The sequence below is a fragment of the Acidobacteriota bacterium genome (assembly GCA_016208495.1).
Lineage (GTDB): Bacteria > Acidobacteriota > Blastocatellia > Chloracidobacteriales > Chloracidobacteriaceae > JACQXX01.
On the sequence record JACQXX010000129.1, the window covers coordinates 22,919 to 42,114 of the forward strand.

15 protein-coding genes are annotated in these 19,196 nt (G+C 50.4%); 10 read left to right on the top strand and 5 right to left on the bottom strand.

All coding sequences use genetic code 11. From position 1 onward, the window contains the following. Positions 1-10 precede the first annotated feature (10 nt). The 3 genes from HY774_26160 to HY774_26170 all read left to right on the top strand — a co-directional run bounded on the left by HY774_26160 (position 11) and on the right by HY774_26170 (position 2,610). Positions 11-712, top strand: coding sequence for a CDP-alcohol phosphatidyltransferase family protein (locus tag HY774_26160; protein ID MBI4751986.1), 702 nt, complete (start codon positions 11-13; stop codon positions 710-712). Then, entirely contained in the window at positions 709-1,989 is a 1,281-nt protein-coding gene (locus HY774_26165; GenBank protein ID MBI4751987.1) for an AI-2E family transporter, read from the top strand. Before HY774_26160 ends, HY774_26165 begins: the two co-directional genes overlap by 4 nt. A gap of 123 nt (positions 1,990-2,112) precedes the next feature. Then, positions 2,113-2,610 carry a DUF4149 domain-containing protein gene (locus tag HY774_26170; GenBank protein ID MBI4751988.1) on the top strand — a complete coding sequence of 166 codons (498 nt, stop codon included), beginning with the start codon at positions 2,113-2,115 and terminating at the stop codon, positions 2,608-2,610. Positions 2,611-2,708: 98 nt separating this feature from the next. On the opposite strand, the gene HY774_26175 is transcribed toward HY774_26170, so the two are convergent. The 5 genes from HY774_26175 to HY774_26195 all read right to left on the bottom strand — a co-directional run bounded on the left by HY774_26175 (position 2,709) and on the right by HY774_26195 (position 7,846). After that, positions 2,709-3,911, bottom strand: coding sequence for a hydroxyacid dehydrogenase (locus tag HY774_26175; protein MBI4751989.1), 1,203 nt, complete (start codon positions 3,909-3,911; stop codon positions 2,709-2,711). 113 nt (positions 3,912-4,024) lie between these two features. Continuing rightward, positions 4,025-5,098, bottom strand: a complete 1,074-nt coding sequence (locus HY774_26180) for a hypothetical protein (protein MBI4751990.1) — start codon at positions 5,096-5,098, stop codon at positions 4,025-4,027. Positions 5,099-5,213: 115 nt separating this feature from the next. After that, a complete protein-coding gene (locus tag HY774_26185; GenBank protein ID MBI4751991.1) occupies positions 5,214-6,440 on the bottom strand; it encodes a DUF1015 domain-containing protein in 1,227 nt (408 codons plus the stop codon). 138 nt (positions 6,441-6,578) lie between these two features. After that, positions 6,579-7,247, bottom strand: a complete 669-nt coding sequence (locus HY774_26190) for a cupin domain-containing protein (protein MBI4751992.1) — start codon at positions 7,245-7,247, stop codon at positions 6,579-6,581. Between the two features lie 11 nt (positions 7,248-7,258). Next, positions 7,259-7,846, bottom strand: coding sequence for a sigma-70 family RNA polymerase sigma factor (locus HY774_26195; GenBank protein MBI4751993.1), 588 nt, complete (start codon positions 7,844-7,846; stop codon positions 7,259-7,261). Between the two features lie 289 nt (positions 7,847-8,135). Between HY774_26195 and HY774_26200 the strand changes: the two genes are divergently transcribed. The 7 genes from HY774_26200 to HY774_26230 all read left to right on the top strand — a co-directional run bounded on the left by HY774_26200 (position 8,136) and on the right by HY774_26230 (position 19,038). Then, positions 8,136-8,954, top strand: coding sequence for an anti-sigma factor (locus tag HY774_26200; GenBank protein ID MBI4751994.1), 819 nt, complete (start codon positions 8,136-8,138; stop codon positions 8,952-8,954). A gap of 412 nt (positions 8,955-9,366) precedes the next feature. Next, positions 9,367-10,572: a DUF4331 family protein gene (locus HY774_26205; GenBank protein MBI4751995.1), complete on the top strand. Its 1,206-nt coding sequence runs from the start codon at positions 9,367-9,369 to the stop codon at positions 10,570-10,572. A 130-nt stretch (positions 10,573-10,702) separates the two neighbouring features. Continuing rightward, on the top strand, positions 10,703-12,043 hold the full coding sequence (locus HY774_26210; protein ID MBI4751996.1) for a tetratricopeptide repeat protein: 1,341 nt from the start codon (positions 10,703-10,705) through the stop codon (positions 12,041-12,043). A gap of 877 nt (positions 12,044-12,920) precedes the next feature. Next, complete coding sequence (locus HY774_26215; protein ID MBI4751997.1) at positions 12,921-14,681, top strand: hypothetical protein; 1,761 nt, start codon at positions 12,921-12,923, stop codon at positions 14,679-14,681. A gap of 260 nt (positions 14,682-14,941) precedes the next feature. Next, positions 14,942-15,409, top strand: a complete 468-nt coding sequence (gene nikR / locus HY774_26220; GenBank protein ID MBI4751998.1) for a nickel-responsive transcriptional regulator NikR — start codon at positions 14,942-14,944, stop codon at positions 15,407-15,409. A gap of 577 nt (positions 15,410-15,986) precedes the next feature. Continuing rightward, a complete protein-coding gene (speA, locus tag HY774_26225; GenBank protein MBI4751999.1) occupies positions 15,987-17,882 on the top strand; it encodes a biosynthetic arginine decarboxylase in 1,896 nt (631 codons plus the stop codon). Positions 17,883-17,988: 106 nt separating this feature from the next. Beyond that, positions 17,989-19,038 carry a deoxyhypusine synthase family protein gene (locus HY774_26230; GenBank protein ID MBI4752000.1) on the top strand — a complete coding sequence of 350 codons (1,050 nt, stop codon included), beginning with the start codon at positions 17,989-17,991 and terminating at the stop codon, positions 19,036-19,038. The last annotated feature ends 158 nt before the right edge of the window (positions 19,039-19,196 follow it).

The following is a 19,196-nucleotide window of genomic DNA, read 5'->3' on the forward strand; positions in this document are numbered from 1 at the left end:
ATGAAGCCATATGCCTGACACCTCCCCCCAGCCATCATCATTTGAAGTTTCGCGCCAGGTAATGACCTGGCCCAATCTGATTACCACGTTCCGGATTATGCTTATTCCGGTTTTTCTACGCTGTATTTTGATTGGGCGGTATGACTGGGCGCTGACTATTTTTGCCATTGCGGGTATTTCCGATGGGCTGGATGGATATCTGGCCCGGCGTCTGAATCAACGGACAATATTAGGCCAGATGCTTGATCCAATTGGGGATAAGCTTTTGATGGTCACCAGTTTCCTCGTTCTTGCCCTTCCCGGCAGTTATCATATACCGATTCCGTGGTGGTTGACGTTTTGTGTCATCGGACGTGATATTGCCATTGTTTGTGCGGCGGCGGTGATTTATTGGCGGACGGGATTTCGTGATTTCAAACCATCGTTGCCTGGGAAAATCAGCACGGTCATTCAGGTTTGCTTTATTGTTTTCTTCCTGATTGCCCAGTTATGGGGGCCTGCTCGGAACTGGATTGTGGCTGCCAGTCTTTTTACGGCTGGAATGACCTTGTTTTCCGGGTTTCATTATGGCTATCGTGTCAATCGCCAACTGAATGCCTTTGCCCAGCGAAAACCACTCCGGTCACAAATGGGTGCCCAATCTGGGGCAACAATCAAGTCAGACTCAGATGAGAATAATTCTTCACCTCAACCTCCAGTGATTGTCCGATGAACCAGCCATCTTCCTCTTCCGTGCCGCCAACTCCAGCTCAATCATTACCTATTGCCCATGAACCTTCTGCCTGGTGGAACCGCCTGCGCTGGCCGCGCTCGTTGCCGCTCCTGGTTGGCATTATTTTACTGCTGGTTGGGATCAAGGTTGTGGTGACCGCAATGGCTGCGGTTTCTGATGTCTTGAAACCAGTTTTTGTCCCGTTGTTAATTTCAGTTGCGGTGGCGTATTTGCTCAGTCCACTGGTGAACTGGTTGCAAAGTCTTCGACTCAAGCGTCACCTGGCGGTGCTGGTTGCCATGATTATTGGGAGCGGGGTTCTGGTTCTCTTGTTAACCCTGCTCATTCCCATCGGCGTTGAGCTTTCTGATGCCACCACCAAAATTCCCAAAGTGGCTGAAAGCCTGAAAACCTGGGTTCAACCTCGTCTGGATACACTCCATAACCGGTATCCCGCCACCTATGATCATGTGGTTGAAAAGGTTCGATCCCATCTCCAAAATCCATCGGAACTCCTCGAACCCATTATTCAAGGGTTTGGGTCGGTGTTTTCCAATCTGGTCAAGCTACTGGGAACTATCCTCAATCTGATTCTGATTCCGTTTTTCGTCTATTACATCCTCACTGATACCCATCTTTTACGCGACCATGTGCTGGATCTCATCCCGCTTCGTAACCAGCCAATGGCTCGCCGGTTAATCCGTCAGATGGATGGCATGTTGAGCAACTATGTGCGCGGCCAGTTACTTGTTTGTTCGGCCATGTCTGCCTTATATGTGATTGGGTTCTGGTTGTGGGGAGTCCCGCATCCGTTAACGATGGGAGTCCTTTCCGGATTTGGTCACCTGATTCCGTACATCGGGACGTTTACCGCCGCCGTTCTGACGCTGTTACTCACTATTTTGAATGAGCCAACGGCCATGCAGATTGTTTTGGTGATTGCCACGTATCCGGTTGTACAGTCAACCGAAGGGTTTGTCCTGACTCCGATGATTTTAGGCGAAAGCCTTGAATTGCATCCATTTATCGTGATTGTGGGATTGATTCTGGCGCATCACTTATTTGGGATTCTAGGAATTATCGTGGCGATTCCAGTGCTGGCCATCAGTCGGGTTTTGCTGGATCTGATGACCGAACTCTATCGAGAATCAGATTTTTACCGATATTGCCCGGAGGGGCTCCCAGATCCGACCGGAGCCGATGACTCTGATGAACTCCTTCCGCCTGAACCTCCTCTTTCAACCGAATCAAATGCCTCATCACCAGAACAGACATGATTTCTCGTAGCTCTGGTTAGGCTTCACACATAATTTCTTTTCAATATGATCCAAACCGTAGATTCCTCATCTTCGACATTCAATTCACACACTTCACCCATAACGGCAGAGAAAAAACTTCCCATGGACCTGACGTTAATTGATGGCATAACCCGTTTGTTATTAGCAGTTTGGCTTGGGTCAATGATTTGTTTTAGTTTCCTGATGGCACCCAGTGCATTTAAAGTCTTACCGACCCGCCATATGGCTGGTTCGATTGTGAATGCAGTGCTTGGAAAAGTGGAATGGCTGGGAGTTGGGACAGGTCTGATCCTGACTGTTTTGCTGGCAACAACCGTTGTTCTGACTCAAAACCACCAGAAAATGCTCGGGTGGATAGTCATTGCCTTGCCAGCCGTCATGGCGATCAATTGTGCGATTTCAAAGTGGGTGGTGTCGGCCAAAATGGCGTCGCTCCGGCAGATGATGGGCGAAATTGACCGGATTGCGGTGACTGATCCCCTCAAAATTATGTTTAACAACTATCACCAGTATTCAGTCTGGTTGATGGGGTTCAACCTGCTGGCCTGTATCGCCTTGATATTGTTACAGATGTACCTGGTTTCGAAGAAAGCGGGCTGAAAAAACCAGGGCTGAGGGCTTGGGGCTGAAGACTCGCAAGCTCGGGGCTGAAGAAGTTGGGTTCAAAGCAGAATTCCCGATATCTTCAGCCCGCTTTCTTACAGTGCAAGCAAGGAAAGATCAATGATGTCAGCATTTCCGCTTCGGATTTCATCGAGGGTTGCCTGACTGGTTGCCTGATCAAGATGAATGCGGGCAATGGCGGCGCCAGCACCTTCAAACACAATATTTTCAGTTTCCTGAACATTGATTCCAGCCTGTTTTAAAGCATTGAAGACGTGTGCCAGCACGCCGACCCGGTCAAAGTGACGTACCACCAGCATATGGGTGGCAGGTGTCCGCTTGGCCAGATTGACCACATTTGGAACTTTCCCGGTGTTTTTAAAGGACAGAATAATCCGGACCGTCTCGGCGGATGTGGCATCCTGAGCCTGATCGGTTGAGGCGCCGACATGGTGAGTGACATACACTCCAGGCAATGATCGTAACTCGGATTCAACCGTTCCGGTCCCACCACCTGGCTCACCCGTAAAGACATCAACCCCAGCTCGCAACCCACGCTCGGTAATGGCCTTGACCAGTGCCGCTTCGTTGACAACTTCAGCACGTGCGGTATTGATAAACACACCGCCTTTGGGCAGTGCCGCCAGAACTTCTTCATTGATCAAGCCTCGGGTATCGGCATTGAGCGCGACGTGGACACTCAAAATGTCACAGGCGGCGGCGACTTCAGCCGGGCTGTTTTTGCGCTCGACTCCGAGTTCAGTCGCGGCTTCTTCGGTTAAGGAGCGCGACCAGGCCATCACGGGCATGCCAAATGCTTTCGCCCGAGCGATCATTTCTTTTCCAATTTGGCCGACACCGATCAACCCCAGCCGCTGGCCAAAAATCCCTTTTGCTTTGCTAAATTCTTTTTTGTTCCACTGACCATCACGGAATTGCTGGACATTATCAGGAATTCGCCGATCAAGTGCCAGGATCAACCCAAAGGCGAGTTCAGCCACGGCAATCGAGTTTTTTCCAGGGCAGTTTGAAACATAAATCCCTCGGGCTGAGGCGGTGGCCACATCAATGGTGTTGTATCCGGCGCCAGACCGAACCACCAGACTCAGTGAACCTGCCGAAAGAGCCGCGGCGTTGACCTTGGTGGAACGCACGACCAGCACTTCCGCTCCGGTCTCCTTGACGGCTTCGGCCAGGGTATCTTCTTTCAAATCAGGGTAATAATGAACTTCACAGCCGGCTGTGCGCAGGGCTTCGATGGCTGCATTTGGAAATTTATCGGCAACAAGTACTTTCATAAAAATTTTAGACACCACCACTGGTGATGACCTAACCTCCAGGAAGAAAAATGAAGTCAGTGATGAATGCGTGCGGAATGATTCCGCCGTTGATGCGAACCTACTCGATTTGGCTATCTTGCTGCAAGGGAAGGTTCTCTGACACCAAACCGGTCGGCAAAGAACTTGAAAATGGCTGCCGGAGAGCCCAGGTGGTGGTGGGCGGCATCTGGCGCAAAACACCAGGTTGGAACTTTCGATTTTGGGTGTCCGCGAGTGAAGGCAATCTGTTCCAGGTGGCCATGGTCACTGGTGACGACGACGCAGGTTTGCTCCGGATGAATGCCTTCCAGTATTGTCTTGAGAAAGCGTTCAATCGTGGCAAATACCGCCCTGGCAGCCTCAATCTGACCAGTGTGACTGACCAGGTCAGGGATCTGATATTTGTAGAAGGTAAACTGGTGCTGGCTGGCGAGCGAAACCAGAATTTCACCGGCCTGTTCCGGTGTTCGGGACGGAAGAGGTGGAGCTCCAAAGGCTGAAAAGTCAAACTCAGCTTCCAGTTCGTGGGTTAATGATGAGGTTAACGCGGTTCCTTGTTCGACATCGCGCCAGGTGCGGAGCCGAATTCCAGCCTGCTGAGCCGCATACACAAAAATATTCTGATTGATTTCAGCCAGGGTATAGAGTTCAGCCATTCCGTGTTTGGCTGGCCCCGTCAGTTTGAGCGCCTGATGCCGAAACCGAACGCTGTTTTCGAGTTCACTTTTGGAAAATGAGGGAAGGCAGTTTTGAAGGTAAGAGCTTCCGAAGCAGGGAAAGTGGACCGGAAAAACAGCATTAGCCAGACAGGAGTCCGGAATCAGAGAAAAAAGATTCTGCTGGCGGATAAGTGACTCCAGAAGCGTATTTTTGAGTCCCAACCCCTGCATCAACCCATGCTCGCGGATGGCATTGATCCCTGAAAAAAGCGTCGTGTAAGTCAACGCGCATTCAATTGCACCCTGGGTACATCCATCGGTCACATCGGTTTCATACAATACCCCAGTGACTGGCGCATTGAGGAGAACTGAAACTGGTCCAGCCGATTTCCGAGGAAAGAGAAACGCGCTCTCAGCATACACTGATTCAGGACGCGCGTGGCCAAGCGGGTCAATTCCAACGCTGTCAAGGGCGATTAAAATGCCGTTTTGGAAGGACCTGGCCATAGGGTGTTCCACTCAAAATAGGTTGGGTAGCCAGGAAGCACCATTCATCTCAATATTTCTTTGAAAAGCGGTGACAAGTCACCGCGCCCCAAAGAATTGTTTATCGCGCTCTTTCTTAAATCCGGTGCATGAGCAGGCCGGAACGAAGTTTGGGCTCAAACCAGGTTGATTTTGGCGGCATGACTTCGTTGGCGTCCGACACTCGCATCAATTCGTCCATTGACGTCGGGAACATCGAAAAAGCCACGGCTGCTTTTCCTTCGTTCACCAGGCGTTCCAGTTCTTCTGTTCCCCGAATTCCACCCACAAAATCAATGCGTTTGTCAGTGCGCGGGTCTTCAATATTCAGCAGCGGCGCCAAAATGCGATCCTGAAGCAAGCTGACATCGAGGGATTTGATCGGATCATCCTTGTCAATGGTATCGGTATCGAGGTAGAGCCCATACCAGCGGCCTTGCAAATACATGCTGAAGGTCCATTTCTGGGTTGGAGCCGGAAATGGGCTGGTCGAGACTTCGGCGACTTCCTTCACCGCAGCCAGAAATTGTTCCGGTGTCCGGCCAGCCAGATCTTTCACGACCCGGTTGTACGGCAGGATTTTTAGCTGTTCATCCGGGAACATGACGGTGAGAAAGAAATTGTACTCTTCAGTTCCGGTGTGGAACTGGTTTTCAGCCTGGAAATGGGCCCGGGTCCGGCTGGCGCTGGCGGCTCGATGATGACCGTCCGCAATGTAGAGTTGTGGAACGTGTGAAAAGGCATCGGCCAGTGCATCAGGGTCAGGTACTGACCACACCGTATGTCGCACCTTATCTGGGGCGACAAAATCATAGAGCGGTGCTTCAGCACAGTACTGGGCCACGAGTTGATTGATGGTATCTTGTTTCCGGTAGGTCAAAAAGACCGGACCCGTCTGCATCCGGAGGGTAATAATGTGGCGTGTCCGGTCATCTTCCTTATCTTTGCGTGTGCGCTCGTGTTTCCGAATGATGTCACTGTCATACTGATCCACCGCACAGCATCCCACCACGCCGGTTTGAGCCCGTCCGTCCATAACCTGACGATAGATATAGAGGTGGGGCGTTTCTTCAGTCAGCAGCGGGAGATCAGTTTCCAGTTGCTTGAGGTTTTCAAGGCCCCTGGCATAAACCTCATCACTGTGGATGTCAGTGTCTTCAGGCAAATCAATCTCAGGGCGTGAGACGTGGAGCAGGCTATACGGGTTCCCCGCTGCCAGAGCGCGTGCTTCTTCGGTATTCACCACGTCATACGGAACGCTGGCGACAAGTTCTACTTTCTCAACTGGAGGCCGCACAGCACGAAACGGACGGACAATAGCCATAAAATTCTCCTCAGCAAATTGAAGAATGAAGGAATGAAACTGGGCGTTGAACGCAATGATGAAATGATGACTTGAGCCTGGACACTCTCTTCGGAAGGATGAGCGTTAGGAACGCACAGATTAGGACAAACCGGCTGATTAGGAAAGTGTCTGGTATTCTTCTTGGGATAAGATTTGGTTATCAATTGAGACTTTCAGTAAAAACATGCAATCACTGAGGGCGTGATTCGGACCATGGACACTTCCACCCGCTGCTCGCACATAATCTCCGGCTGCATAGGCTACCCCATCAATTTCAAGCTCCCCTTTGAGCATGAAAAACTCCTCACAGTCAGCATGGCGGTGCGGAGGAAAGGAAACTCCTTGTTCAGCCCGAACCAGGTAAACAATCTCTCGTTTGTGAAAATCCGTGTAGAGGTGCCTGGCCTGTGACCCAGGGGTGAGAAAGGGTTTCCAGGGCAACTCGTTTGAATGGACCACTATCGTCTCTGACACAAAATCTGGTTTAAGGGCAGGGGCTGGCTGAACTGAAGCCTTGTGACGTGGTGAAGTCTGGGAGCCTTCGGCCTGAACCGCATCCATTAAGCGTGAACGAAGCGATGGCGATGGATCGCAGGGGGGAATGGCAAACGCCAGATATCCCAGATGAGCTTCGGCGCCCGCAAGCTCAGTCCGGGCTTGAGCCGGGTGATTGAGGAACGCCGCTTCATATTGAGCTTGCGCTGCCTCGTCAAGCATCCCAAGCACATACAGTGAACTCAATTCGCTCAGTGATAGATCTGCTGTTTCGTATGTTGTAGGTTCCACCACCACACCCCCTATTCAAAAACCTGAAGTGCCTCACGAAGTCTCCCCATGGCCAGGCGAATTCGTGTTTTCACGGTGCCGAGTGGCTGGCTCAGTTTATCAGCAATTTCACTGTGACTCAGACCGCTATAATAAGCCAGTTCAATACATTGCCGTTGCTCAGGAGGGAGTGAGGAAAGCGCTTGCTGGACAATCTGGCGGCGTTCAGCCTGGGCGGCGGATTCTTCCGGGCTGCGTTCTTTGGATCTGACTGCCGCCACCGTGTCTAAGGCTTCGGCTCGTCGCCGTTCCTGGTCGCCTGACCGGAACCGATCAATGGCCCGGCTCCGAGCCATCATCATCATCCAGGCGGAAGGAGTTCCACGTTGCAGGTCATAATCGGCGGCTTGCCGCCAGATTTGCATAAAGACCTCAAGTGTCACCTCTTCAGCCGCCCCAGGGTCCCCTAAAATCCGAAGGATAAACCCAAAAATCTGGCGGTGTGTGGTGTCATAAAGTTGCCCAAGAGCGGCCTGGTCGCCTCTGGCAATTTGACGAATCAATTCCAGAAAGCCCTGCTCTTTGGCACGAAGTTCAGCTTTGTCATTCGCTGAGGGCACAATAAACCCTCCTTGCGCGGTTTGGTTTTCTTGCACAGGCATTAAGAATTAGGGATAAACTGCGAACACAATTGATGCCACAAGAAAAAGAATATGATGTGTGAAGTCTAATGAGCGAGAACCACCCGTAATGGCCCAAGACCGTTGCAAAGTAGTATGGATTCCCAGGCTCGTCAAGATTGTCCGTCACCAACTCACATAAATTGATTGTCAACCCTCTAAACTCAAGGCAAGATCATTTTTGCCTGAGCTGATTTTTACTCTTTTTCTTTTGGGCATTTTTTAGGGAATGAAGCACGAAGAAATCAAAGAACTCCTTGAATTATATACACTTGGGTCGCTTGACAGCATAGACTCAAAACAGGTTGAAGCGCATCTTCTTGAGTGTCTTGACTGCCGTCAGGAAGTCGCCGTTTGGCGTGAAATGATGGCTGAGCTTGGATTTGCTGCCGAGCCGGCTTCACCGCGGGCTGAACTTCGCTCGCAGTTGCTCACTGCCATCCAGTCTGAAGCCCAAATTTTGCCGTTTCGCCGACCAGCCCATCCACCCGATGTCAGTCGCCACATCCTTCCCCCAGCCCGGGCCGAAAGTCAGTGGCTTCGGTGGTGGGCACTTGTCGCTTCAATCGGTTTTATCTCGTTTGCCGCCGGAAGCCTGATGTTATGGCAACAACTTGGAGGGCAGCAGTCGCAGGTTCGTGAGAGCCAGCAACAACTGGCCCAGGTTCAGCGCGAGTTGCTGCAAGAACGAGAAAAAGCAGCCTGGCTGGCCTCTCCGCAGGCAGTAAATGCCCGGTTGCTCGGTACCAAAGAGTCGCCAGCCGCCCAGGCGAAACTCAGTTATGACCCACAAACTGGACGAACTGTTTTGATTGTTTATAACCTGCCACCCCCCCCCCCCGGTAAAGCCTATCAACTCTGGTTTATTGCCGATGGGGTGCCTGTTTCGGGTGGTGTTTTTAAAATTGACCAACGTGGAAAAGCTGAAATGGAAGGCCAGGTGCCAAATCCGGGGCGATCTGCATCACTCTTTGCCGTGACCTTGGAACCAGAACAGGGGGTTCCTTCGCCAACTGGTGAAAAATATCTGTTGAGCACAGCTTTGTAAGTGGTACATTCTGAGCCGACAATCATGTTTTTTTCGACCAGAACCTTTCCAACAATTGAGTCATTCACCTGAGACACGGATTTTTGAATGAAAACCCTGGACTTTGACAATCTTAACTGCTGTTAGAGAGTTGTTTGGAGCAAACTTTCCACACAGTGAAATCCAAACAATTCTTATGTGCCGTAGCGGACTTCCGACTTTTCACCCTTTCAAATTTCAAAAAAGCATTTTTGCATTCCTTAATCAAGGACCTGTGTCTGATCCTTTGCTGAAGACTTTATCGCGAGTCTTTTGAATGAATACGATGACACTTCCTTGAGAACACCAGTTTGAAACTGTGAAGCGAGACTCTATTTTGACAACCTGAAGTATAGAATTCACAACCGGAGACATAATCCGGAGGAGGATACCCATGCATCGTTTTTCGTTTCGAAAGTTTTTGTTTGCAAGTTTGACCCTGCTATTGATTGCTTCAACTTTGTTGATTCCAACACCCCAAATTAACGCGGCTGACCACGGTGATGCCCCTTTGCCTGATGAAGATCGCTCCTGCGATATCAATGACGTCTATGCATTTCTGGATCCCAATGACAATACCAAGCTGGTAATTGCCGTCACGATTCAAGGCTTTATCGTTCCTGGCGAGGCGGTCAATTTCGGCGCTTTTGATCAAAATGTCCGCTACCGGTTTGCCCTTGAAACCAGCGGTGATGTGAAGGCAGATCAATTCTTTGATCTGCGGTTTACTGAACGCCGAACCAGTGGTTCTGAACCCCAAACCGCCACGATTACCCTGCCCGGCAACCGGACCTTCCAGGCGCTTACAACACCTGCCAGTCTCAGCCCAACGGCACCTGAACCACGGGTAACAACTGATCCAGCCACGGGCATTTCATTCTTTGGCGGTGTGGTTGATGATCCGTTTACCTTTGACATTCCAGGGTTTAACCGTTTTGTGGCTTCAGTAACGTCAGGGAACCCCAATCCTGATGCCTTAAAGCGTGGGCGCGATAGTTTTGCCGGTTACAACACGCTTGGGATTGCCCTCAGCATTCCGCTGTCATTTCTTAAAGCCACTGGAAAAGACATCGGAGTTACTTTTTTCTCACAGCGCCAAACGAAGATGACCTTCAAAAATGGTGGCTATGTGGGCAAAGGTGACTTTGTCACCATTGACCGGATGGGAAATCCAGCCGTCAACGTGGCTTTGATTCCATTCCCGAAAAAGAATTCCTACAACTTTGGGACACCTGAAGATGATGCCCGTGCAACGTTTGCTCCAGACATTATCAACTCCTTGAAAGCCCTGGGCACCACGGAAGAAAACATCAATATTTTGGCCTCGGTTGTGCTCCAGCGTGGTGATTACCTGCGGGTTGATCCAGCCAAGCCAAATCGTGGTACGGGTGGTGGAAATAACCCTGAAGCGGCTTACCCAAATGGCCGCCGTCTCGTAGACGATACGGTTGACACCATTCTCTTCTTTATTGCCAATCAAAATGTACTCAGTGACAACGCCAATGTGAACGACGTGCCATTTCGTGACGCGTTTCCATTCTTTGGGGCGTCACAGCAACCACGCGAACCAGGTGTGGTTGATGACAACACCCGTAACTAATCCAATCTTGATTGGTTGAGTCTGAGAAAGACCACAAAGAACCGCGTTGAGCCTTCAATTATGCGCTTTGTGGTCTTTCTTCTTTCTAAAATTCGTCGAAATATTGATTGGCTGAGTGTCTTTGATTGATATGACTGTATTTGAAACCAGGTTGAAATCTTGGGCTGGCGCGATTCTGGTACTGGGGGTGTTGAGTAGTTCGGTTGCCTGTACCACGGCTTCGGCCCCACCACCGCCTACCCAACCGCTTATTCCGGCTGCCCAGCCAATTATGGATGATGAAGCGGCCACCCTCTCCGCCATTCGTTTTTTAGAAGATCGGGTCAAAAAAGATCCCGACGATTTTATTGCCTTGAATAAGTTAGCCGAACGATACCTGCAAAAACTGCGTGAAACTGGCGATTTAAGTTATTTGGACCTGGCCAGTCGTACCACTCAGGCTTCACTCAAGGCCATGCCGGCTGAACAAAATATCACCGGGCTTTCACTGCAAGCTCAGGTCGCCTGTGCCACCCATGAATTTGGGCTTGCCCGTGAATACGCCCAAAAACTCGTTGAACTTGAACCCCATAAAAGCTACCCGTACCAGATTTTGGGTGAAGCCCTGATCGAGTTGGGTGAATATGATCAGGCTGGAAAGCTCTTTAAAAATCTGGAAAGCCGAAACCATGGTGTCGGTACTTTTATTCGCATGGCGCGGCTGGCGCAATTAAATGGCAAGCCGTCGGCAGCTCAGGAAAACCTGGCTGTGGCCCTGACCAAAGCCCTGGATCAAATCCCGCTGTCGCGGGAAAACATTGCCTGGTGCCGCTGGCAATTAGGCGAAATTGCCTTCTCAATTGGTGATTTGGGGGGGGCTGAAAAACACTACCGAGATGCGCTAACGACCTTTCCCAACTATTACCGGGCCCTGGCATCTTTGGGACGAGTCCTGGCCGCTCGGGGAGACCTGACGGGTGCTATCACCCACTATGAGCAAACGGTCAAAATTTTGCCTGATCCCACCTACGTGGCCGCTCTTGGAGATTTATATAAACTGGCCGGTCGTGACAAAGAAGCCACGGCCCAATATGAACTGGTTGAGAAAATCGGTCATCTATCAGCCATCAATGGCGCGGTGTACAATCGAAATCTGGCCATGTTTTATGCCAATCACGACCTCAAGCCTGATGAAGCCTATGCGATGGCGATCAAAGAATTTGAAGTTCGTCGTGATATTTATGGTGCTGATGCTGTTGCCTGGACCGCTCTGAAAGCTGGCAAACTGGTCGAAGCTCAAACGGTCATTCAACAGGCGCTCCGACTTGGAACCAAGGATGCCATGTTGTTTTACCACGCCGGGATGATTGAACTGGCAGTTGGGAACAAGTCGGCGGCCCGGAAATATCTGGATGACGCGTTCAAACTCAATCCGCAATTTGACCCGCTCCAGGTGGTTGTGGCCCGAAAAGCACTAGCCGAGGCTTCCTAACTCTTTCGGATTGAAGATATTGGGCCTGGGGCTAAAGAAAGCGGGATGAAGACGCAATCTGGAATCACATCCTCAATCCATTTATACCAGTTTGTAGTCAGTAGATCGTAGTCAGTAGTTCACTAACTTCAATTGATTGAACTGCTTGACTGTTTTCTAATACGGTCACTTCATTCCAAAATGGTATTATTTGATCCTTCATCTTCTTCAATACATCCGTTAAAAGATCCTTACGTGCATTATGAGTTGTTTCTTATATAAGTTCAGGTATATCAACAAGTTACTTGTTATTCTCGGCGGGCTTTCAATCCTCCTGGGGGCGATTATGCCGGTGATTGCCCATCCACTTGGAAATTTCACGATCAATCATTTTGCCCGGTTGCAGGTGAGCAATGAGCGGGTAACCATTCGATATGTGATTGATATGGCTGAAATTCCGGCATTTCAGGAGATTCAGGCGGCTGACAAGGGACCCGACCAGCAACCGACGCGAGCCTGGTTAAATGCGTATAGTGAACGAGTCGTCGCTGAATATATCAACGGGCTTGTTTTGACCGTAGATGCGACGCGGGTGCCGCTTCGCCCTCTTTCCAAAGCAATCTCCCTTCCGACTGGCAGTGGTGGACTTCCCACACTCCGAATTGAATGTGATCTGGTTGGTGAATTTCCCGCCGTTGTTTCGGTAAACCGTCGCATCCGATTTGAAGATACCAATTTTAAGGATCGTCTTGGGTGGCGCGAAGTTGTGGTTACTCCAGAGACTGGCATCTCAATTTTCAATAGCTCGGCTTATGGCTCGACGTTGACTGACGAATTAAAAGCCTATCCGGAAAGTTTGCTTACTGCCCCGCTTGATGAACGGCTGGCAGAATTTTCAATGACATCGGGGGCCGCGCCAGCAAATTCAGTCGCCCTTCAAACCCGTGAAGGTAAACCAGTTGTTCAAACTCGTGATCGGCTGGCCGAATTGATTGCCGTTCCCGAAGTAACCCCAACCATTGCCCTGATTGGGTTACTGATTGCCACGTTTCTGGGGGGCATGCATGCCCTCTCACCTGGGCATGGGAAAGCCATTGTTGGCGCCTATCTGGTTGGGGCACGCGGCACCGCCCGCCACGCCGCATTTCTTGGTTTAACCGTGACCATTACCCACACGGCGGGAGTTTTGGCCCTTGGGGTGATAACCCTTTTTGCCTCACACTTTATCTTGCCAGAGCGCCTGTTTCCGATTTTAAGCTTACTTTCAGGGTTAATCGTTGTGGGTGTTGGATTAAGGATGGCCTGGAGTCGGGCTCGACTGGCAATGGCTGGTCCAGGCCACTCACACGACCACCATCATCACGACCATCACCATCACGATCACCATTCACATGACCATCATCATGGCGTGGGTGTGCATACCCACGATGGACACACTCATTCGCATCTGCCGCCGGGATCTGGCGATGAACCGGTAACCTGGCGGAGCCTCCTGGCACTTGGTATTTCAGGTGGTTTGCTTCCTTGTCCTTCAGCCCTGGTTTTATTGCTCTCGGCGATTTCCCTGCATCGGGTTGGGTATGGGTTGTTGCTGGTCTTGGCGTTTAGCTTCGGGTTAGCTGGTGTCTTGACTGTGGTGGGTCTGGCATTTGTGTATGCTGGGCGCTTTTTTGAATCAAAAACAAAAGAAACAACCACTGGAACAGTTGCCACGCTGAGCCGGTTGGCATTGCGCTACACCCCGGTTTTGAGCGCAGTATTTATTACCTGTGTTGGAATTATCATTTGTTTTCAAACACTTCCGGACTTTAAGCCGCTGACGAGTTCGTCAACACCAGCGCCTGTTATCCAAAAAACTCCCCAAACCGAAGAAGAGCATGGTCCTTCGCTGGTTGGGCTTGGCGTATTGGGGGTATTAGGCTTAGGGCTGGTTTTTGGTCTCAAACACGCCACCGAAGCTGACCATGTGGTTGCGGTTTCAACCATCGTCAGCGAGCACAAAAGTCTTGGCCGTGCCGCTATCGTTGGCGGATTGTGGGGAATTGGTCACTCGATCTCGCTGGTTGTCGTGGGCTTGCTGGTGTTAATCCTCCGCATATTTATCCCCGACCAAATTGCACCCTGGTTGGATTGGGCTTCACCCTGGCTTGAATTTGGCGTTGCCCTGATGATTATCGGCCTTGGCGCCAATGCTTTATCCAAAGCACTTCGAAAACGGTCAGATGTTCACATTCACACCCACGATCATGATGGGACGCCACACTCACATATTCATTTTCACGACCCTGGTACCGACCATGAGCAGGCGCATGCCCAGCATCTTCATTTTGTAAAACAGATTGGGTTAAAACCGTTGCTGGTTGGTGCCGCCCATGGTCTGGCTGGTTCGGCTGCCTTAACCCTGTTGGTGCTCAGTCAAATCCAGTCGCCGTTTCTCGGGTTGTTATATCTGACGGTGTTTGGCGTCGGATCAATCGGAGGAATGTTGGCGATGTCGGGGCTGGTTGGAATTCCCTTTATCCTCAGTGCAGTGTGGGTCAATCGCTTTCACCACGTTCTGCAAGTGGTGGCCAGTGTGTTTAGTATTTTGTTTGGCGTCTGGTATGCCGCGCAAAACGATGTGGTTCGGGGGATTCTCGCAACCGTACTTGGCACGTAGAGGTTGGGGCTAAGGGCTTGGGGCCATAAGCACCAGGATAAGAAACCCCGTGTCCTTTCCGTTGGCATTGAACGACGATCTTGTAGGGTTTGGATCTCGTCCTGGCCGTGACCGTGGGCTTCGCACCACGGCTATTACACAACGACCCTGCGGGCCTCAAATCCTTATCCTGGCGCATATGGGGGTTGGGGCTGAGGGTTTGGAAATCAATCTCTTTCAATAACGGAAGAACCAAAAACCAGGCACGAATAAGGTGAACTATGGGTGAACTTGTCCGGTTTGGCGTCAGCATCGAAGACGAATTGCTTGAAAAGTTTGACCATCTGGTCAGTACCCGTGGGTATGCGACCCGCTCGGAAGCGCTCCGCGATTTGATCCGCGATGCACTCGTCCAGGCTCGATTGGAGTCACGAAGTGCGGAGACCGATCCGGAAGTTGTTGGAAGTCTGACCTTTGTGTATGACCATCACGCCCGAAACCTCTCTACCCAAATGGCTGAAAAGCAGCATGCCAACCACGACATCGTGGTTTCCGTCACCCACGTTCACATTGACCACCACGATTGCATGGAAGTGCTGTTGCTTCGTGGCAGCGTCAGCCGGGTCCGTGCCCTGGCCGATTCAATCCTGAACTTAAAAGGAATTAAGCACGGCAAGTTATTTGTTACCTTTCCATCGCATTCGATTGAAAAACACGACCATCAGTCCCACTCACAGAAAGCTTCGTGACGAAAGACGGTCAATTGCTTGTCAACCTGTTCTTTCACCTATGGCCGTGGGATTCCTAGCCAGGATGTGCGTGGAGTGGCTCAGCTTTGAACCCCAAAACTTCTTTGAATCGCGGTGGCACCTGGGGCACCGGTGATTTCGAGTATCCATGCCACACCTGATTACCTGGTCAGCCGGACTCACCGTTCACCTTTTCAGGAAAAACGAATCTGACAATCTGCAGCTTGTTGGTTGAAAGCCGATATTGGGTCAGCGCGATTGAGACCCGCTGTCGGCTTTTCCCATTCCTGGTCCCGTGAAAACGGCTGTCAAGTCGAAAAATGCATTCGACGCAATTTCTCAACAACTTTTTTAAGGCTGCCAGGGCCCACGAAAGAAATTCCGGTTATTTCTCTTAAATACTTGTAAATAAAAGATTTGATATGTCTTGCGATATGCTGCCCAACTGTCCGCTCAGCCTTGTCCTGGAAAAATATTTTTTTGACACTGCCCCAAAAGCTTGCTACATTTCGCGACTTGTGCCAGAGGCTCTAAACAACCCTCCACACCCCTTTACATTCCACCTAGAGAGACGAGGATGAAAGCTAAACTTGAAGAAGTCGCCCAGACATACGGCATAGAAAACTGGGGTGCCGGCTACTTTGACATCAACCAGAAAGGACATCTCATTGTCCGCCCGAGTTCGGGAGATCGGCGTTCCGTTGACGTAATGGAACTGATTGACGATCTGACCCGGCGTAACATCAAATCTCCCATCCTGCTTCGATTTCCACAAATTCTCGCAAATCAAGTCCGCAAACTTTCCAATTCGTTCCAGGCTGCCATTAAAGAGTTTGACTACAAAGGGCGTTACCTCGGAGTTTTTCCCATGAAAGTCAATCCCCGCCGGGAAGTGGTCGAGGAGTTTTTGCGCAGTGGCAAGCGGTATGGGTTTGGAATTGAGGTTGGAAGTAAGCCGGAATTGTATTCGGCACTGGCCCTGGAGCAGTCTGAGGAATCACTCTTGATTTGCAACGGCTTCAAGGATGAAGCCTACATCCGCATGGCCTTTCTTGGTACCCAGATTGGGAAAAACGTGGTCATTGTGGTTGAAAAACTGGGTGAGCTTCACACCATTCTGCGATTGACTGAAGAAACCGGCATCAAGCCCATGATTGGCATCCGGGTCAAACTGTATTCACGGGGAAGCGGGAAGTGGGAAACCTCAGGTGGCGAGACGGCCAAGTTCGGGTTGACCGCCAGTGAAGTTTTGGAAGTCATCCGGTTGTTACGGGACCGGAATTCAATTGACCAGCTCAAACTGCTTCATTTCCACATCGGTTCGCAGATTACCAACATCAAACGCATCAAAAACGCGATGAAAGAAGCGGCACGGGTCTATGCCAAGATTCGGGCGATGCACATTGACGTCAAGTATCTGGACGTTGGCGGGGGCATGGGGGTGGATTATGATGGCAGCAAAACCAGCTCCGATTCATCCGCCAACTACACCCCCCAAGAATTTGCTAACGACGTTATTTACACCATCAAAAGCGTTTGTGAAGATGAAGACGTTCCTGAACCCAACATCATCACTGAATCCGGTCGTGCCCTGTCTGCCTATCACGCCGTACTCATCACCAATATTCACGAAGAAATTGAAACGGTTGTCGGTGAGTATGGCTCAGTGAAAATTGACGACGATGATCCCCAGGTATTGTTTGAACTCAAGGATGTCTGTGAAGGGATCACCTCAAAGAACTACACCGAGTATTACCACGACGCCCTTGAGCATAAAGACGAACTGTTCACCTTGTTTAATCTGGGCATCATCAGCCTCGAAGATCGGGCAAAAGGTGAAATTTTGTTTTGGGAAGTGTGCGAAAAGACAGTCAAACTGGCTCAGCAGAACAAGCACAAACCCTTCATTGATGAATATGAAGAACTGAGCCAGATGCTGGCGGCCAAGTATTTGTGTAATTTCTCGATTTTCCGGTCGGTTCCTGACAGTTGGGCAATTGAGCAACTGTTCCCAATCATGCCGATTCACAAGCTCAATACCAGCCCAACCGAACGTGCCACCCTGGTGGACATTACCTGCGATTCAGACGGGATCATTGACAAGTTTATTGATTTAAAGGATGTGAAGGAAACCCTGGAATTGCATCCTTTCAAAGGTGAACCGTATTTCCTCGGTATTTTTTTGGTGGGGGCGTATCAGGAAGTGATGGGAAATGGTCACAACCTGTTTGGATCCATCAATGAAGCTCACGTCTTGATCCAGGATGGCGGCTATCTGGTCACGAAAGTGGTCCAGGGAAGCAATCTTGGAGATGCCTCGGCCACTGCCCGCTATGAGCGCTCATTCCTCCACGACAGCTTTTCGCGTCTGGCTGCCGAGCAAGTCAAAGCTGGAGACCTCTCTCCATCTGAGGCTGACAAGTTATGTCGTGAGTACGAAAACAGCATCAATTACTACACCTACCTCGGGTAGCTGGTTGCTGCTGTCAACCTTCCAGCTCGAGAAATGGGAAAAAGAACGACTTCCCGTTTGATTTTTCCCATTTTCGGCTTTCTCCAATCCTGATTCCAACCGGCGTATGATGAAAAAATCAAAAACCTCCCCGTACCTCAAGCACCCAACCCAACCCGTCCAGATTGATCGTGATCGGAGCGTCGCTGGTCTATTGAACAAGATGGAGACGTCTTCATTCCAGGCCCGCAATCTGGCTATCGCCCATAACATCTGGCTCAACATGTTGGACGATAACACGACCATTGTCTTGGGGATTTCCGGAGCGTTGGTGGCGGCAGGGATGCGACGGATCATCGCCTGGTTGATTCGCAATCGGTATGTTGACGTGGTGGTTTCAAATGGCGCCAACATTTTTCATGATGTCCATGAAACACTGGGGCGGCAGCATTATTTGGGCTCTCCCAGTCTCGATAGCGCTGAATTGCAGAATCTGGCGATTGGTCGGGTGTACGACACCCTGATGAGCGAAGAGGAATTCCGCGAAGCTGATCAATGGTTGGCCTCCTTTATCAACACGCTCGAACAAAATCGCCCGTATTCCACCCGTGAATTTCTTCATTTACTTGGTCACGAGCTTTCTGAAATTGCCAATGAAGATGGCATTCTGACCTCGGCGTTTAAAGCCCGTGTTCCGGTATTTTGTTCAGGTGTGGTTGACTCAGTGTTAGCCCGAGGGATTGCAGCCAGTCGAATTGATCGCAAGTCACCATTTATGTTTGATGTGATTCAAGATGTGGTCGAAATGGCTCATATTCTGGCGGGTTCCGTAAACACGGGGGCGACCTTTTTCGGAACCGGGACACCACCAAATTTTGTAAAACAAGCCCACTCAACGGCGTCGGTGATCAATTCCCGAATTCGCGACCACAAATACTTTTTGCAAGTCATTACTGAATCACCCTATATGAGCAGTTCTATATCCGGTCATTTGGAAGACAAAGAAAACTGGACCAAGCCCTCCAAGGAATTGCGAAGTGTTTCGGTCTATTGCGATCCAACAATTGCCATGCCGATACTGGTGACCGGGCTATCCCAAAGCGCGACCAAGCAGATCAAGCAGCGTCGGAAGCCAACTTTTACCCATGGCCGTGAACTTGGGGTCACGTTTGCCTAGAACTGTAATTCCCCCTGCTGGCTGAGCCGAAGAGGATTCAAAAAACCCTGAACCCTGAACCCTGAACCCTTTAGTGATTAGTGATTAGTGATTAGTGATAAGTGATTAGTGATTAGTGATTAGTGATTAGTGATTAGTGATTAGTGATTAGTGATTAG

What these genes read in the sequence shown, in the direction of transcription:
- HY774_26180 (MBI4751990.1), bottom strand. Translation starts at nt 5,098, where the DNA reads ATGGCCAGGTCCTTCCAAAACGGCATTTTAATCGCCCTTGACAGCGTT.
- HY774_26205 (MBI4751995.1), top strand. Translation starts at nt 9,367, where the DNA reads ATGCATCGTTTTTCGTTTCGAAAGTTTTTGTTTGCAAGTTTGACCCTG.
- HY774_26200 (MBI4751994.1), top strand. Translation starts at nt 8,136, where the DNA reads ATGAAGCACGAAGAAATCAAAGAACTCCTTGAATTATATACACTTGGG.
- HY774_26230 (MBI4752000.1), top strand. Translation starts at nt 17,989, where the DNA reads ATGATGAAAAAATCAAAAACCTCCCCGTACCTCAAGCACCCAACCCAA.
- HY774_26170 (MBI4751988.1), top strand. Translation starts at nt 2,113, where the DNA reads ATGGACCTGACGTTAATTGATGGCATAACCCGTTTGTTATTAGCAGTT.
- HY774_26165 (MBI4751987.1), top strand. Translation starts at nt 709, where the DNA reads ATGAACCAGCCATCTTCCTCTTCCGTGCCGCCAACTCCAGCTCAATCA.
- HY774_26160 (MBI4751986.1), top strand. Translation starts at nt 11, where the DNA reads ATGCCTGACACCTCCCCCCAGCCATCATCATTTGAAGTTTCGCGCCAG.
- speA (MBI4751999.1), top strand. Translation starts at nt 15,987, where the DNA reads ATGAAAGCTAAACTTGAAGAAGTCGCCCAGACATACGGCATAGAAAAC.
- HY774_26215 (MBI4751997.1), top strand. Translation starts at nt 12,921, where the DNA reads ATGACATCGGGGGCCGCGCCAGCAAATTCAGTCGCCCTTCAAACCCGT.
- nikR (MBI4751998.1), top strand. Translation starts at nt 14,942, where the DNA reads ATGGGTGAACTTGTCCGGTTTGGCGTCAGCATCGAAGACGAATTGCTT.
- HY774_26175 (MBI4751989.1), bottom strand. Translation starts at nt 3,911, where the DNA reads ATGAAAGTACTTGTTGCCGATAAATTTCCAAATGCAGCCATCGAAGCC.
- HY774_26185 (MBI4751991.1), bottom strand. Translation starts at nt 6,440, where the DNA reads ATGGCTATTGTCCGTCCGTTTCGTGCTGTGCGGCCTCCAGTTGAGAAA.
- HY774_26210 (MBI4751996.1), top strand. Translation starts at nt 10,703, where the DNA reads ATGACTGTATTTGAAACCAGGTTGAAATCTTGGGCTGGCGCGATTCTG.